Below are 16319 nucleotides of genomic sequence, written 5' to 3' on the forward strand. Positions count from 1 at the left end.
CACTCGCGAGGGGTAACAAAGCCTCTCGCGAGGGGTCATCAGACGGCGAGGAGGGCCTTCGTGTAGGTGTCCTCGGCGCGGAGGATGACCTGGTCGGTCGTGCCCTGCTCGACGATGCGGCCGCGGCGCATGACCGCGACGGTCTGGGCGACGTCGGCGACGACCGCGAGGTCGTGCGTGACGAGGAAGTAGGTCAGGCCGAGCTCACGCTGGATCTCGCCGAGCAGGTCCAGCACCTGCGCCTGCACCGTCGCGTCGAGGGCCGAGACCGGCTCGTCGAGCACGACGACCTCGGGCTGGATCGCCAGCGCCCGCGCGATCGCGACGCGCTGCCGCTGGCCGCCCGACAGCTCGCGCGGCCGACGTTCGGCGTACGCCGCCGGCAGCTGCACGAGCTCGAGCAGCTCCGCGACCCGCGCCGCACGCTCGGTCGGCGTGCCGACCTTGAACGCGTCGAGCGGCTCGCCGATGATGCCGCGCAGGCTGAGCCGCGGGTTCAGCGACTCGAACGGGCTCTGGTAGACGACCTGCACGCGCCGACGCAGGTCGCGCAGCTGCTTGCGCTTCAGGGACCCGACGTCCTGGCCCAGCACCTGCACGGTGCCGGCGTCCGCCGACTCGAGCCCGAGGATGACCCGGCTGGTCGTGGTCTTGCCCGACCCCGACTCACCGACGAGGGCGAACGTCGACCCCCGGGGCACCTCGAGCGAGACGCCCTCCATCGCGACGGTCCCGCCCCGGCCGCTGCCGAAGCGCTTGTGCACGCCGTCGAGCCGGATCGCGACGTCGGTCGACAGGGCCGGCGCCGTGCCGCGGTCGTGCCGGGCGTACGCCTCGGCGATGCTGAGCACCCGCCCCTCGGCGACGCGGGCCGAGCTGGCGAGCAGCGCCCGCGTGTACTCGTGCTGCGGGTCGGCGAAGACCTCGGCGACCGGCCCCGCCTCGGCCACGACGCCGCGCTGCAGCACGATCACGTGGTCGGCGTTGCGGCTGGCAAGGGCGAGGTCGTGGGTGATGAGCACGACGGTGCTGTCGTGCTTGGTGCGCGCCTCGTGGATGCTGCGCAGCACGTCCTGCCCGACGAGCACGTCGAGCGCGCTGGTCGGCTCGTCCGCGATCACGAGCGCGGGTCGCTGGCTGAACGCGATGGCCACCAGGATCCGCTGACGCATGCCACCGGAGAGCTCGTGCGGGTACCGCGTCAGCAGGGTCTCGGGATCGGTGAACCCGACGTCACGCAGGTCGGTCAGGATCCGCTCCTGCACGGCGGCGGGCGAGAGGGGGGAGTGGGCCAGCTTGAACGACTCGCGCAGCTGCGCCCCGATCGTGCGGGTGGGGTTGAGCGAGGCGATCGGGTCCTGCGGCACGAAGCCGACGTGGCGACCCCGGAGCGGCCGGAAGGCCTTGTCGCTGCGCTCGAGGACGTTCTCGCCCTCGAAGTCGATCGCGCCCGCCGGGATGCCGCCGTTGTGGGGGAGCAGGCGCACGATCGCGTGCGCCAGCGTGCTCTTGCCCGAGCCGGACTCGCCGATGATGGCGGTCACCTTGCCGCGCGGCACCTCGATCGACACGGCGTCGAGCGCGGTGTCGACCTGGTCGTCGCGGCGATAGGTGACGGTGAGGTCGGTGACCCGCAGGATGGCATCGGTCATCAGTGGTCCTCCTGCAGCAGGTAGGCGATGCGGTTGAGCAGCACCACGACCGCCGTGAGCGCGAGGCCGGGGATGATCGCCACCCACCACGCGTGGGCCAGGTACTTCTGGCCGCCGGCGATCAGCACGCCCCACTCGGGTGACGGCGGCGCCTCGCCGAAGCCGAGGTAGCTCAGCGAGCCGATCGCGAGCAGCGCGAGGCCGAACTGGAGGGCCGTGTAGGACAGCACCGGGTGGAAGACGTTCGGGACGATGTGCCGCGTGATCGTGCGGATCGGTCCGGCACCGCAGGTGCGGGCGGCCTCGACGAACGTGAACGTGCTCGACTGGATGACGACGCCGCGCACGAGACGGGCGAAGCCGGTCGCCTCACCCAGCCCGATCGCGATGGCGGCCACGAAGGCGCCACGGCCGTAGGTCGTGATCACGGCGAGCGCCAGCAGCACCGCCGGCACGGCCATGACGGCCTCGGTGCCCACGCCGAGGACCCGGTCGAGCCAGCTGCCCGGCCGCAGGCCCGAGAGGATGCCCACGACGCTGCCGAGCACGAGCGCCACGACGACCGCGAGCGTCGCGGAGAACAGCGAGATCTGCAGACCGTGCACGACCCGCGAGTACAGGTCGCGGCCGATCTCGTCGGTGCCGAAGAAGTGCGTGCCGTTCGGCGAGGTGAACGGGATGCCGTCGAGCTCGAACGGGTCGTGCGTCGCCACGAGGGTGGGGAAGACCGCGATGACCACGAGCGCCGCGAGCAGCAGCAGGTGGACGTGGATCTCCTTGAGTCGGCGACGACGGCGCCGCGGCGGCTCGGCGGCCCGGGCGACCGCTGCGGCGACGGGGCCGGAGCCGGTCTTCGCGGCACCCACCCCGACGGGCGTGTCGGGCAGCAGGGTGTCGGTCATGACGTGACCTCCTGGGTCGTGCTCGCGCGTCGGCGGAGCCGCGGGTCGAGCAGGGAGTAGCCGATGTCGACGAGCATGTTGACGACGACGTAGACGATCGCGAGCACCACGACGAGGCCGAGCACGACGGTCAGGTCCACGGCCTTGACGGAGTCGACCATGAGTCGACCGATGCCGGTGCGCGAGAACACGACCTCGATCACGACGGTGCCGCCGAGCAGCTGCCCGACCCGCAGGCCGAAGACCGCGAGGAACGGGAACGCCGCGTTGCGCAGGCAGTGGTGCCAGAGCGTGTAGAAGCGGCTGGCGCCCTTCGCCGGAGCCGTCACGGACGCGTAGGTCGTGCCGAGCTCGGTGCGCAGGCTGCTGATCAGCACCTGCGCGAACTGCGCGGCCCCGAGGAGCGCCAGCACCGCGACGGGCAGCACCAGCGCCGACGCGCTCTGGCTGCCGCCGGAGGGGAACCAGCCGAGCGTGATCGAGAACAGGTAGATGAACAGGATGCCGATCCAGAAGACCGGGAGGCTCACGTAGGCCGACGGCACGAGCGCGGCGAACGAGCGCACGAGGCGCGAGCGGGGGTTGACCGCGAGCAGGGCCAGCAGGAAGCCGAGCGGCACCGACAGCAGGAGCGAGAGCCCGGCCAGGGCGAGCGTGTTCGGCAGCGCCTCCGCCAGCAGGTCGGTCACGGCGCGGTCGTTGACGAGCGAGCTGCCCAGGTCGCCGCGGAACAGGCCGGCGATGCCGTTCCAGTACTGCGTCCAGAGGCTGTCGGACAGACCGACCTCGTCACGCAGGACGTCGAGGTCGAGGTCGGAGATGTCGGCCACGCCGACCGTGTCGGTGGTGCCGATGCGGGCCAGGACGGCGTCGCCGGGCAGCACGAAGAGCAGGAAGAACGAGGCCGAGTAGGCGGCGTAGATGACGAGCGCGGCGTGCACGAGGCGTCCGGCGACGACCCGCGAGACGTCGCGCACGACGGTCGAGCGTGGGGTCGCGGGGGTCTCGAGCGGCGTGGGCTCGGTCGTGTCGGTCGTCGTGGTCATCGTGCTGGTCTCCTGGGGTGGGAGTCGTGCGGGGCGGCGCACGGCCCGAGCCGTGCGCCGCCTCCGGTGAAGGTCAGGCCTTGTCGAGCCAGACGTCACCGAGCCACGGGATGTGGCTCGCCTCGAACGTCGGGAGCTTCGTCGTGTTGCGGTACGCCAGCGGCTGGATGAAGTCGTACAGCGGCAGGTAGTACGCCTCGGTCAGGATCAGCTCCGAGGCCTCGGCGGCGAGCGCCTTGCGGCCCTCGAAGTCGGGCTCGGCGAGGATCTCGGTGAACAGCGCGTCGAGCTCGGGGTCGAGGCCCTTGTAGTTCGTCCGCAACGCGTCGGTGTCGGGCCGGGTGCTCGAGGCCCAGGTCAGCGCGTAGTCGCCGGAGATCTGGCGCTGGTTGAGCTCGGCCGGGGTCAGGCTGTTGAACTTCAGCTCGACGCCGAGGTCCTTCCACTGCGACTGCACGACCGCCAGGTTCGGCTCGTGCGAGACCGTCGAGGCGCCGTAGATCAGCTCGAAGGACAGGCGGTTGCCGTCCTTCTCGCGGACGCCGTCGCTGCCGACCTCCCAGCCGGCGTCGTCGAGGATCTGCGCGGCCTGCTTGGCGTCGCTCGAGATCAGGTCGGACTGGTCGGTGTAGAAGGGGTTGCTCGCGGTGAACGCGCTGGTCGGGGCGACGTCGATCGTCGAGGCGCGCTCCAGCACGGCGTCACGGTCGATGCCGAGGGCCAGGGCCCGGCGGACCTCGACGTCGTCGAGTCCGGGCACGTCGGTGTTCACGACGAAGCCGAGCGCGCTGCCGGGCAGCGGCTCCTTGCGGATCGTGATCTCGTCGCTGGCGGCGAAGTCGGTCTTGTCGGCCGGCTCGGTGTTGTGCAGCAGGTCGAGGTTGCCGGCGCGCAGCTCTGCGGCGGCGATGCTGTTGTCGGGCGTGGTGAACACCTCGATCGTGTCGAGGTAGGCCGCGCCCTGGTTCTCGGCCACGGCCGGCGCCCAGGCGTAGTCGTCGCGGCGCGTCAGGACGTAGCCCTCGTCGCCGTTGTTCTCGCTCAGGGTGAAGGCGCCCGATCCGATGATCGTGAGCCCCTCCTGGCGCTGGTCGAAGGAGAGCGCCGACGTCTCGGGGGCCACGATGCCGAGCGAGGTCGTCGAGACGGCCTGCAGGAACGAGGAGTTCGGGGCGTTGAAGTCGAAGACGACCGTCTGCGCGTCCGGCGTGGTGATCTCCTTGAGGTTGCCGATCCAGGAGTTCACGACCGCGTACTTGGCGCCCTGGGCGCGCAGTGCGTCGAAGCTCGTCTTGACGGCGGCCGCGTCCAGGACCTCGCCGTTGCTGAAGGTCACGCCGTCACGCAGCGTGAACTCGTACCGCGTGGCGTTCTCGTTGACGGTCCACTCGGTCGCGAGCCAGGGCTCGAACGAGCCGTCGTAGGCGTTGAAGACCAGCGAGTCGACCAGGCCGCGCAGCGGGACGACGGGACCGTAGCCCGTGTTGGCGGCGGGGTCGGCGGACTGCACGTTGGTCGAGCGGTACTTCAGGGTGCCGCCCTGGATCGGGTCCTCGGACCCGGCGGCGTCGGCGCCTCCGCCGGCGCAGGCGGACAGCAGGAGGGTCGCTGCGGCCAGGGCGGCCATCAGCGCGGTTCCAGCGCGTCGGGGGTGGCGCTTCATCGTCGTGACTCACTCTCGTCGTGCCGACGCCGACGGGTTCGGCGTCATCGTGCACGGGAACCGTAGGACGGCGTCCATGGTGAAAGATGCCCATCTCAATATATGAAACTTTTACGAAGTACCTGCTAGATCTTCTAATGTGCGGTGCGTGCTTCTACGGGCTTGCGCCCCTGACCACGACAGCGACACGACAGCCCCTGTCACCACTTCAAGGAGTCCTTCATGACCATCAAGATCGAGGCGGCAGGCGCCGTCTTCTACCTCCCGTACTACGTCGCCGAGGAGGAGGGCTTCTTCGCCGACGAGGGCCTGGACGTCGAGCTCATCCGCGAGCGCGCCAACGAGGAGACCGAGCTCCGGTTCATCGAGCGCCCCGACGCGGTCTCGTCCTTCAGCAGCTTCAAGCTGTTCGAGGCCGGCCAGTCGCAGCTGTACAACGCCTGCGAGTGGGGCCAGCTCCGCCGGTCGCAGGACAGCCAGGTCTCCGGCAAGGTCGTCGCGCGCCGCTCGGCCGTCGCGAGCCAGGCCATCATCGTGCGGCCCGACTCGCCGTACGAGGTTCCCGGCGACCTCGCCGGCGTGCGCGTGGGCGTCAACTTCCACCACGGCTCGCACTACCTGGTGCTGCAGCTGCTCGAGGGCTTCCTCGCCCGCACCGACATCAACCTGGTCGGCATCAAGGGCAAGGGCCGCTTCCAGGCGCTGCGCGACGGCGACATCGACGCGGTCGCGGTCATGGAGCCGTGGATCACGGTCGCCGAGAAGGCCGGCTACAAGATCCTCACCGAGGGCCACTACTTCGGCGCCGAGATCGCCGGGGAGTCGCTGACCGACGACGAGTTCACCAAGATCAACCGCGCCGTGAACCGGGCCGTCGACCTGATCCGCACCGACATCCGCCCGTACCTCAAGCACCTGATCGCCACGGCCGCCGCCGAGGGCGAGGACCTGCAGCCCGAGGACTTCAAGCTCGGCCGTCTGCGGTACATCCACGCCGGCCCGTACCCGGAGGACCACTTCAACCGCACGGTCGACTGGGTCGCGAGCTGGGGCCTGATCGGCGGCGAGAACGACTTCGTCAAGCTCGTCGACAACACCAAGCTGCTGCAGGAGGCGTGAGCCTCGGCCCACGGCTGAACCCGGCGGTGCGGACCTCGGTCCGCACCGCCGGTGCCGTGTCATGACCACGGCGCCCACCACGGCCAACCGCTCCGCCGTCCTCGTGCTCTGCGGGGTCACGGCGGGCATGCTGCTGCTCGACATCCACAAGGTCACGATCGCGATCCCGTCGATCGAGCGTGCCCTCGGCGCGGGCCCGGTCTGGATCCAGCTGGTCTCGGCCGCCTACGTCGTGGCCTTCGCCGTGACGCTGGTGCCTGCCGGACGCCTGGGTGACGGCGGTCGGCGCATCCAGCTCGTCTACGTGGGTCTGTGGCTCTCGCTGGCGGCCAGCCTGGTGTGCGCGATCGCGCCGACCGCGCCCGTCCTGGTGCTGGGTCGCGCCCTGCTGGGGGTGTCGGCCGGCCTGCTGATGCCGCAGATGATGGGTCTCGTCCAGCACCTGTTCGCCCCGGCCGAGCGGGGGCGCGCGTTCGGCACGTACGGGGTCTGCGTGAGCTTGGCGACCGCCCTCGGCCCGACGGTCGGCGGACTGCTGATCACGACGCCGCTGCTCGGCTGGCGCGGCGTGTTCGTGCTGAACCTGCCGGTCGTGGTGGGGCTGCTCGTGGCCGCCCACCGCCTGCTGCCGGCCGTGGGCCCGGCGCGCGCTGACCGGACCTTGCGCCCCGACCTCGACGTGCTGGGGCTCGGGCTCGGCAGCATCGCGCTCGTGCTGCTGCTGGCACCCCTGATCTTCACGACGGGTCGGCCCGGCGACGTCGAGCTGCGCTGGCTGGCGCTCCTGCCGGCGGTGCTGCTGGCCGTGGCCTTCGTGCGCCGCAGCCGCCGCCGGGTCGCGGACGGTCGCGCTGCGGTCATCGATCCCGACCTGCTCCGCATCCCGAGCTTCCGCACCGGAGTGCTGGTCTCCCTGACCTGGTTCGCCAGCGGTCCGGGCGTCAACCTGGGGCTGTTGATCCATCTCCAGCAGGCCCAGGGGCTCTCCCCGTTCGTGGCCGGCCTGCTGATGCTGCCCTCGTCGGCGACCTCGGTCGTCGGCGCCTGGGTCGGCGGACGCGTCGTGCAGCGGTGGGGCCGGGCGCTCACCGTGACAGGCATGCTCCTGACCCTCGTGAGCGTGCTCGGCACCGTCACGATCCTGCTCTCCGGTCCTTCGACGCTCCTGGTCGTGACCGCACTGCCGGCCCTGCAGCTGCTCAGTGGGCTCGGCGCCGGTTTCGTGGTCTCGCCCAACCACTCGATGACGCTGCAGGACGTGCCGCGCGAGCAGGGCAGCGCGGCCTCGTCGATCGGACAGCTCGGCCAGCGGGTCGCGAACAGCCTGGGTGTCGCGACGGCATCGATGGCGTACTACGCCGTGGTCTACGGCTCAGGCGCGACGCTGACGACCGCGTCGGCGGAGCTGCACACCGAGGCGCTGGCCCGTTCCACCGCTGTCGCGCTGGGGTTCCTGCTCGTCGCGCTCGTCGTGGTGCTGCTCGACCTGCGCCGGACCCGCCGCGACGCTCGTTCGCTCCCTGAGGCGGCGGACCCTTCGAGGCTCGTGCCACGCACCTCAGGGGCCGGGGTCACCGCTCCCTGAGGTGCGAGGAGGAACGACGAGCCTCGAAGGGTCCTCACCTGGGCCGAGGCGCTGGCCTCGACCTCGTGCTGTCATCTGGCCCGGCGAGTCAAGAGATCTGTCTTTTGCACATTCAAAGCGCTACTGATTCATGATGTGGAGACGATGAGCATGATGGATGAGGGTGCGGAAGAGGACAGGATCGTCCACATCTCGGTCGGGAACTGGCAGTTCTTCGCCGGCGAGACTGCGGTGCTCCGAGTCGGCGACATCTTCCCGCTGGCCCTCGGATTGACCCTCAGGAGCCGGCCCGTGCCGGTGGAGTCGTCCGTGCCGGAGTTCTCACACCTCGGTGGTGGTCGCTATCGCGCGACTTCTTCGTACATGGAACGGTCTGGCCGCTACATCTTGACGAGCTTCTTCAATGCCCTGGGGCCACCAATCGGTCCGAAGATGCCAACGCTGCTTCCCAAGACCATGTACCAGGCCGACATGGACTTCAACATCCAGACGGCCTATCTCTACGGTCCGCCCATTGATTGTCTCTACAGGTGGAGGGTCGAATTCATCTTTGAGAAGTCAGGGCCCACCGCGGGTAGTACGCCGTCTGCGGTGTCCGCTGAAGGTGCTCGGGCCTACCTCATCGGTCTGCAGCTCGTTGAAGGTCCGATCGGCTGAGGGCGCGGTTGCAGGTGTCCGGGCCCCACGAGAACCGGGCCACGACTCCGGTGGAGACGGCAGGGGTCAGACGTAGCGCTCGAGGATGCTCGAGTCGGCCAGGCGTGAGAGGCCCTCGCGCAGGCTCTTGGCGCGCAGCTCGCCGACGCCGTCGACGGAGGTGAGGTCGTCGACGCTCGCGGCCAGCAGCTTCTGCAGCGAGCCGAAGTGCTCCACGACGCGCTCGGCGACCGTGGCCGGGATGCGCGGCACTCGGGCCAGCATGCGGTGGCCGCGCGGCGAGAGCGGTGCGTCGAGGGTGTCGTCGGTGCCGATGCGCATGGCGCGGGCGATGCGGCCGAGGTCGACCAGGTCGGGGGCGTCGACGGCCTCCAGGTCGCTGAGCACCTGGGTCGTGGGGCGAGCCCGACGGCCGCGCGGCATGTAGTCGCGGATCAGCAGCTCGCGCTCGTTCTGCACCCCGCTGACCAGCTCGTCGAGCTGCAGCGCCAGCAGGCGGCCCTCGACTCCGAGCTCGAGGACGTACTGGTCGATCTCGCGGGCGATGCGGTCGACCATCTCGAGGCGCTGCGCGACCTGCGCGACGTCGCGGACCGTCACGAGGTCCTCGATCTCGAGCGCCGACAGCGAGTCGGCGACCTCGTCGAGCCGGTGCCGGTAGCGCTCCAGCGTCTGCAGGGCCTGGTCGGCGCGACCGATGATGGCCGCGGCCTCCTCCAGCACGTGGCGGACGTCGCCGCTGTAGACCGCGATCGTGTGCATCGAGGCCGACACCGAGATGACGGGCAGGCCCGTCTGGCGGGCGACGCGGTCGGCGGTGCGGTGCCGGGTGCCCGACTCGACGGTCGGGATGCTGGGGTCGGGCATCAGGTGCACGCCGGCACGCAGGATGCGCTCGGCCTGGGCGTCCAGGATGATCGCGCCGTCCATCTTGGCGAGCTCACGGACCCCGGTGGCCGAGAACGGCACGTCGAGCACGAACCCGCCCGTCGACAGCGCCTCGATCTGCTTGTCCTGCCCGATCACGACGAGGGCGCCCGTGCGGCCACGCAGGATGCGCTGCAAGCCCTCACGGAGCTCGGTGCCGGGCGCGACGGACGCGAGGACGGTCCGCAGGTCGGGTGGAGTCGGCACAGCCGCCAGTGTAGATGTCTTCAGGCCCACCGCGGACCCCGTCGTTCGAGGCGTCAGTCGAGGGCGGCGCGCACCGCGGTGGCGACGTCGCCGACCGCGGCGATCCTGATCGAGTCGGGCACCCCGGCGAGTTCGCTGCCGGCCGGCACGATGGCGCGCTTGAACCCGATGCGTGACGCCTCGCGCAGGCGCGCGCCGAGCTCGCGCACCGGGCGGACCTCGCCCGCGAGACCGACCTCGCCGATCGCCACCAGGTCGCTGGGGCACGGCTTCTCGAGCACGGCCGAGGCGAGCCCGACCGCCGTGGCGAGGTCGACCGAGGGCTCGGTCAGGCGGGCGCCGCCGACCGAGGCGGTGTAGACGTCGAGCTGCTGCACGGGGACCCCGACGTGCTTCGTGAGCACGGCCAGGATCATCGCCACGCGCGAGCCGTCGAGACCGCTCGACGTGCGGCGCGGGTTGCCGCCCGACGTGGCCACGACCGTGAGCGCCTGCACCTCGGCGAGCAGCGGGCGCCGGCCCTCCATCGTCACGGTGACGCAGGTGCCGGCGACCGGCTGCTCGTGGCGTGAGACGAACAGGCCGGTGGGGTCGGGCACCTCGACGATGCCGTCGCTGGTGAGGTCGAAGCAGCCGATCTCGTCGACGGGACCGAAGCGGTTCTTGACCGCCCGCAGCAGACGGAGGCGCGAGGTGCGGTCGCCCTCGAACTGCAGCACGACGTCGACGAGGTGCTCGAGCACCCGGGGGCCGGCGACCGAGCCGTCCTTCGTGACGTGGCCGACCAGGAGCGTGGCGATGTTGGCGGTCTTGGCCCGCCCGATGACGGCGGCGGCGACCTCGCGCACCTGGGTCACGCCACCCGGCACGCCGTCGACGTCGGCCGAGCCGAAGGTCTGCACCGAGTCGACGATCAGCAGGCTGGGCTGCACCTCCTCGATGTGGGTGAGCAGGGCGCCGAGATCGGTCTCGGCGGCGAGGTACAGCTCGTCGGCGACGGCGTCCATGCGCTCGGCGCGCAGGCGGACCTGGGCGGCCGACTCCTCGCCCGAGACGTAGAGCGTGCGACGCCCGGCGCGGGCCCAGCGGGCCGCGGCCTCGAGCAGCAGCGTGGACTTGCCGACGCCCGGCTCGCCCGCCATGAGCAGGACGGCGCCGGGCACGACGCCGCCGCCGAGCACGCGGTCGAGCTCGGGGATGCCGGAGGTGACCGCGCGGGCCTCCTCGGTCAACACCTGCCCGATGGGGACGGCGGGGCGCGTGACGGCGGCGGCCGCCGTGCGACCGGCCGTGCGCTCACCGCCCGCGACGTCGACCGTTCCCCACGCCTGGCACTCGCCACAGCGACCGACCCACTTCGAGGTGGTCCAGCCGCACTCCGCGCAGCGGTAGGCCGGGCGCGCCGGCTTGCTCGCCTTGGTGGTCGCCATGGGGGCCACCCTAGGTCGCCGGACCGACATCTCCTCGTGGTGTGCACGTGACGGTGCGCGGTGCCATGCTGACGAGGTGAAGCGCGCACTGGTGGTGGGTGGCGTCCTGATCGTCGGCGCCGCTGCCCTGTTCGTCGGCGGGACGACCGACAAGTGGTTCCTCGACGTGGTGGGCCTCGGGGTCCTGCTCCTCGGCCTCACGGGCGTGTACGACCTCGTGCAGACCCGGCACAGCATCACCCGCAACTACCCGATCGCGGGCCACGCCCGGTTCCTGCTCGAGCACATCCGGCCCGAGATCCAGCAGTACTTCGTCGAGACCAACACCCAGGGCACCCCCTTCGACCGCGAGACGCGCGACCTGGTCTACGACCGAGCGAAGGGCAACCACGGCGACGAGCCGTTCGGCACCGAGCGCGACGTCACTGCGGTCGGCTACGAGTTCGTGGCCCACTCGATGCGCGCCCGCCCCAAGCCCGACACCCCGCAGCCCCGGGTGCGCCTCGGCGGTCGACACTGCACGCAGCCCTACGACATCGCCCTGCTCAACGTCTCGGCCATGAGCTTCGGCTCGTTGTCCGGCAACGCCATCGAGGCGCTCAACCGCGGCGCGGCGAAGGGCGGGTTCGCGCACGACACCGGCGAGGGCTCGGTCTCGACCTATCACACGCGCGGCGGGGGCGACCTGATCATGGAGGTCGCCTCGGGCTACTTCGGCTGCCGCACGCCCGAGGGTCGTTTCGACGACGCGAAGTTCGCCGCGCGGGCCGGGCTCGACCAGGTCAAGGCGATCAACATCAAGATCTCCCAGGGCGCCAAGCCCGGCCTCGGGGGCCTCCTGCCGGGCTCGAAGGTCAACGCCGAGGTGGCCGAGGCCCGCGGCGTGCCCGTCGGCACCACGGTCGTCTCGCCGCCGGTGCACCCGGAGTTCTCGACCCCCGCCGAGCTCATCGACTTCATCGACCGGCTGCGCGGGCTGAGCGGCGGCAAGCCGGTCGGCTTCAAGATCTGCATCGGCTCACGGCGTGAGTTCCTCGCGATCTGCAAGGCGATGCTCGAGCGCGGCAGCACCCCGGACTTCATCATCGTCGACGGCTCCGAGGGGGGTACGGGTGCCGGCCCGGTCGAGTTCGAGGACCACGTGGGCATGCCGCTGACCGAGGCCCTGATGTTCGTGCACAACGCCCTAGTCGGTGTCGGGCTCCGCCACGAGGTGCGCATCGGCGCGAGCGGCAAGGTCGCGACCGGCATCGACATCGTCAAGCGCATCTGCCAGGGCGCCGACTTCACGATGTCGGCGCGCGCCATGATGTTCGCGGTCGGATGCATCCAGGCGCAGACGTGCCACACCAACACGTGTCCCGTCGGCGTCGCGACGCAGGACCCGCAGCGGGCCCGCGCCCTCGTCGTGCCAGACAAGGCCGAGCGCGTGTTCCAGTACCAGGAGAAGACCGTCAACTCCGCGCGTCAGATCGTCGCGTCGATGGGCCTGGACGACTTCGACCAGCTCAACCCGCGCAAGCTGTTCCGCCGCGTCGACCCGCAGGTCACGAAGACGTACCACGACCTCTTCGAGTGGCTCGAGCCCGAGCAGCTGCTCACCGATCCGCCCGAGGCCTGGGAGCGCGACTGGCTCGAGGCCGCCACCGACACCTTCGAGCCCGCGAGCAACTCAGGGCCGCGCGAGGACCAGCCGGCCATGTCCCGCAGCAACCACTGACGGTGTCCGCCCAGATGTGACGACTTTGGCCCCGTTTTGACGCCAAGGATGGGGCCAAAGTCGACACATCTCGCGGGGGCGGGGCCGCCGTTCGTCAGATGCGGACGTCGCCGTGGGGGGTGCGGAAGGTGACCGCGAGGATGCCGGGCATCGCGTTCGGGGCGGCCCAGTCGACCTTGATCGACTCCAGGGCGTCGAAGACCTTCTCGCCGAGCCAGTCGGCGACGCGCTGGGGGTCGCCCGCGATCTCCATCTGCACCAGCTCGATGTCGGTCTGCGCCTCCTGCGAGGGGTGCTCCTCGGGGGCGATGTCCCACCGGGTCACGTACGGCAGCTGCGGGTCGGCCTTCATCGAGCTCGTGCCGATCTGGTGCCACTCGAGGTTGAAGCCGTCGGGACGACGGCGGTTGCCGGGCACCGCGTGACGGCCCATCCGCTCCTCGACCTCGGCGAGCTCCTCGACCGCGAGGCACCAGTGGAGCCATCCGCCGCCGGCCTCGGACCGCTGGCGCACGACCTGGCCGAAGGCCAGCTTGTCGGCCGCCGGGTGGTCGAGGACCTCCACGACCTCCAGGTACTGGCGGTTCGCCAGCGGGAGGATGCGGTTGCGGGTGCCGAAGCGCGGGTGCACGCCCCCGTCGAGGAAGGTCGAGCCCAGCTGGGACCCGAGCTTCTCGGTCGTGGCGTCGAGCCCCTGGGGCCCCACGGCGAACGTCACGTGGTCGAGATGCATGCCGTCAGTGTCGCCCGGCGCGCGGTCGATCGATTTCTCAGGGTCGCCTTAGTGGGTCGGACGCCGGGTGCGGCACGGGGATGCCGGCGGCCTCGAACTCCTCGCAGTGGCGGACGAGCTCGGCGTACCCGTCGGCCCCCATCAGCGCGACGAGCTCGGCCCGGTTGGCGCGGTAGACCGGCTCCATCCCGACGTGCGCGTCGGTGTTGGAGGAGCAGTACCAGTCGAGGTCGTGGCCGCCCGGTCCCCAGCCGGCGCGCACGTACTCGCCGATCGTGACCTCGGTGTACTCCTCGCCGTCGCCCGGGTCGACCTCGCGGAACTGACGCCGCAGCGGCAGCTGCCAGCACACCTGCGGCTTGGCCTCGAGAGGCTCGATGCCCTCCGCGAGCGCCAGCCCGTGCAGGGCACAGCCGTAGCCGCCGGCGAAGTCGCGGGCGTTGTGGAAGATGCACGCGCCGCCGACCGCCCGGGTCTTCAGGTCACCCTCGTCGTCGAGCTCGGTCCAGCCGTTCGCCATCCCCTCGTCGTACCGCTGCCACCGCTCGGGCGTCAGCCGGTCGACGAAGGTCGCGACCGTGGCGTGGTCCTCGGCGTCGGCGAAGTGCGCCCCGAGGGTGCAGCAGCCGGCGTCAGGGCTGGACTCGAAGATGCCGGGGCAGCCCGCTCCGAAGATGCAGGTCCACCGGGACGTCAGCCACGTGAGGTCGCACCGGAACGCCTCTGAGGTGTCGGCCGGGTTCGTGAACTCCACCCATGAGCGGGGGAATCCGAGGGCGACTTCGGGCATGGTGTCGGCCACTCTACGTCGGCCCGACAGGTTCGCGAGCCGACCGCGTGGGACGATGGTGCTCATGCGCATGGGCGTCCTCGACATCGGGTCGAACACCGGGCACCTCCTCGTGGTCGACGCGTTCCGTGGGGGTCCGCCGGTGGCGGCCTACTCCTACAAGGAGCCGCTGCGCCTCGCGGAGCACCTCGAGCACGGCTCGGTGTCCGCGGAGGGCGTCCGCCGGCTGGTCGCCTTCTGCCAGGAGGCCAAGCGCGCGGCGGAGGACCAGGGCTGTTCGGAGGTCATGGCGTTCGCCACCTCCGCGGTGCGGGAGGCCAGCAACGCCGAGGACGTCATCGCCGAGGTCAACGCGGCCACGGGCCTGGACCTCCAGGTGCTCGCGGGCGCCGACGAGGCCCGGCTGACGTTCCTCGCCGTGCGTCGCTGGTTCGGCTGGTCGGCCGGACGCATGGGCGTCTTCGACATCGGTGGAGGCTCGCTCGAGATCGCCGCCGGAGCCGACGAGACGCCGGACGTCGCCTACTCGCTGCCCCTCGGTGCCGGCCGGCTGACCCGGGAGTGGGTCGACGCGGGTCGCACGGTCGACGACCTGCGCAAGCACGTGCGGGCCGAGATCGCCGACGGCGCCGGGCCGATCCTGCGCGCGGGCTCGTTCGACCACGCCGTCGCCACCAGCAAGACCTTCCGCTCGCTCGCCCGCGTGTGCGGCGCTGCGCCGTCGGGCGACGGCCACTACGTGCGCCGCTCCCTCACCCACGCCGACCTCACGACCCTCGTCGACAAGCTGCGCGAGCTCAGCGTCGAGGAGGTCGCGGCGCTTCCCGGCGTCTCGACCGACCGTGCCCACCAGCTGCTGGCGGGCGCCCTCGTCGCGGACGCCACCATGAGCCTGTTCGGCCTCGAGCGCCTCGAGGTCTGCCCGTGGGCGCTGCGCGAGGGCGTGCTGCTCGAGCGCATCGACGCCCTCTGACGAAGGAGCGGCCCGTGTCGACGACCGTCGTCCTGACCCTCACCTGCCCGGACCGGGCGGGACTCGTCTACGCCGTGACCCGCTGGATCGCCGAGTCGGGCGGCAACATCCTCGACAGCCAGCAGTTCACCGACACGGCCGACGCGGAGTTCTTCCTCCGGGTCCACTTCGACCACCCGCAGCCGGTCGACGAGCTGCGTGCGTCGTTCGGCCCCGTCGCGGTCGAGCACGCGATGCGGTTCCAGCTCGTGGTGGCCGAGCAGCCCACCCGCACGCTGGTGATGGTCTCGAAGGAGGGGCACTGCCTCAACGACCTGCTGTACCGGCAGAGCACCGGCGCGCTGCCGATCGAGGTGCCCGCGGTCGTGTCCAACCACCGCGACCTGGAGCGGCTCGCGACGATGTACGGCGTTCCGTTCCACCACGTCCCCTCCGGCGACAAGGTGGAGGCCGAGGCCACGGTGCTGCGGCTCGTCGAGGAGCTCGACGTCGACCTCGTCGTGCTGGCGCGGTACATGCAGATCCTGAGCGACGACCTCTGCCGGTCGCTGGCGGGCCGGGCGATCAACATCCACCACAGCTTCCTGCCGAGCTTCAAGGGCGCGCGTCCGTACCACCAGGCGCACGACCGCGGGGTCAAGCTGATCGGGGCCACGGCGCACTACGTGACGGCCGACCTCGACGAGGGGCCGATCATCGACCAGGACGTCCAGCGCGTCGACCACCGTCTGGGCCCGACCGACCTCGCCCGCGTGGGCCGCGACGTCGAGGCGCGCACCCTCTCGCGCGCGGTGGCGCTGCACGCCGAGTCCCGCGTCCTGCTCAACGGCCCCCGTACCGTCGTCTTCGGCTGACCCGGCCAGCCCCTGGGGGGAAACTTTCCCCGACGCTGGCTCGCGCCCCTAGGCTGGAGAT

Annotated in this window: 14 protein-coding genes; 6 read left to right on the plus strand and 8 right to left on the minus strand. The window is 71.1% G+C overall.

What is annotated here, in order from left to right:
- Positions 1 to 38 precede the first annotated feature (38 nt).
- The 4 genes from LO931_RS15295 to LO931_RS15310 form a co-directional block, all read right to left on the minus strand.
- Positions 39 to 1652 carry an ABC transporter ATP-binding protein gene (locus LO931_RS15295; RefSeq protein ID WP_229054708.1) on the minus strand — a complete coding sequence of 538 codons (1614 nt, stop codon included), beginning with the start codon at positions 1650 to 1652 and terminating at the stop codon, positions 39 to 41.
- A complete protein-coding gene (locus LO931_RS15300) occupies positions 1652 to 2554 on the minus strand; it encodes an ABC transporter permease (protein ID WP_229054709.1) in 903 nt (300 codons plus the stop codon). The genes LO931_RS15295 and LO931_RS15300 overlap by 1 nt, the downstream gene beginning before the upstream one ends.
- Complete coding sequence (locus LO931_RS15305) at positions 2551 to 3600, minus strand: ABC transporter permease (protein WP_229054710.1); 1050 nt, start codon at positions 3598 to 3600, stop codon at positions 2551 to 2553. Before LO931_RS15305 ends, LO931_RS15300 begins: the two co-directional genes overlap by 4 nt.
- 73 nt (positions 3601 to 3673) lie before the next feature.
- On the minus strand, positions 3674 to 5263 hold the full coding sequence (locus tag LO931_RS15310) for an ABC transporter substrate-binding protein (protein WP_229054711.1): 1590 nt from the start codon (positions 5261 to 5263) through the stop codon (positions 3674 to 3676).
- 222 nt (positions 5264 to 5485) lie between these two features.
- Between LO931_RS15310 and LO931_RS15315 the strand changes: the two genes are divergently transcribed.
- The 3 genes from LO931_RS15315 to LO931_RS15325 all read left to right on the plus strand — a co-directional run bounded on the left by LO931_RS15315 (position 5486) and on the right by LO931_RS15325 (position 8624).
- On the plus strand, positions 5486 to 6382 hold the full coding sequence (locus tag LO931_RS15315; protein WP_229054712.1) for an ABC transporter substrate-binding protein: 897 nt from the start codon (positions 5486 to 5488) through the stop codon (positions 6380 to 6382).
- Positions 6383 to 6443: 61 nt separating this feature from the next.
- Entirely contained in the window at positions 6444 to 7967 is a 1524-nt protein-coding gene (locus LO931_RS15320) for an MFS transporter (RefSeq protein WP_229054713.1), read from the plus strand.
- A 144-nt stretch (positions 7968 to 8111) separates the two neighbouring features.
- Positions 8112 to 8624, plus strand: a complete 513-nt coding sequence (locus LO931_RS15325; protein WP_229054714.1) for a hypothetical protein — start codon at positions 8112 to 8114, stop codon at positions 8622 to 8624.
- A 66-nt stretch (positions 8625 to 8690) separates the two neighbouring features.
- Here LO931_RS15325 and disA read toward each other — a convergent pair whose 3' ends face one another.
- Together disA and radA are read right to left on the minus strand one after the other, a co-directional pair.
- A complete protein-coding gene (gene disA, locus LO931_RS15330) occupies positions 8691 to 9767 on the minus strand; it encodes a DNA integrity scanning diadenylate cyclase DisA (protein WP_370636168.1) in 1077 nt (358 codons plus the stop codon).
- A gap of 44 nt (positions 9768 to 9811) precedes the next feature.
- Positions 9812 to 11188, minus strand: coding sequence for a DNA repair protein RadA (radA, locus tag LO931_RS15335; RefSeq protein WP_229054716.1), 1377 nt, complete (start codon positions 11186 to 11188; stop codon positions 9812 to 9814).
- Positions 11189 to 11264: 76 nt separating this feature from the next.
- Here radA and LO931_RS15340 point away from each other — a divergent pair, with 76 nt between their 5' ends.
- Positions 11265 to 12908 (plus strand): FMN-binding glutamate synthase family protein, encoded by a 1644-nt coding sequence (locus tag LO931_RS15340; RefSeq protein ID WP_229054717.1) that lies wholly within the window; start codon positions 11265 to 11267, stop codon positions 12906 to 12908.
- A gap of 94 nt (positions 12909 to 13002) precedes the next feature.
- On the opposite strand, the gene LO931_RS15345 is transcribed toward LO931_RS15340, so the two are convergent.
- Positions 13003 to 13641 (minus strand): VOC family protein, encoded by a 639-nt coding sequence (locus LO931_RS15345; protein WP_229054718.1) that lies wholly within the window; start codon positions 13639 to 13641, stop codon positions 13003 to 13005.
- A 37-nt stretch (positions 13642 to 13678) separates the two neighbouring features.
- Positions 13679 to 14431: a hypothetical protein gene (locus tag LO931_RS15350; protein ID WP_229054719.1), complete on the minus strand. Its 753-nt coding sequence runs from the start codon at positions 14429 to 14431 to the stop codon at positions 13679 to 13681.
- Between the two features lie 64 nt (positions 14432 to 14495).
- On the opposite strand from LO931_RS15350, the gene LO931_RS15355 reads away from it, so the two are divergent.
- Positions 14496 to 15404: a Ppx/GppA phosphatase family protein gene (locus LO931_RS15355; protein WP_229054720.1), complete on the plus strand. Its 909-nt coding sequence runs from the start codon at positions 14496 to 14498 to the stop codon at positions 15402 to 15404.
- 14 nt (positions 15405 to 15418) lie between these two features.
- Entirely contained in the window at positions 15419 to 16258 is an 840-nt protein-coding gene (gene purU / locus LO931_RS15360; RefSeq protein ID WP_229054721.1) for a formyltetrahydrofolate deformylase, read from the plus strand.
- Positions 16259 to 16319: the final 61 nt, after the last annotated feature.

Source organism: Aeromicrobium sp. Leaf350 (assembly GCF_916858655.1).
In the GTDB taxonomy this organism is placed as follows: Bacteria; Actinomycetota; Actinomycetes; order Propionibacteriales; family Nocardioidaceae; genus Aeromicrobium.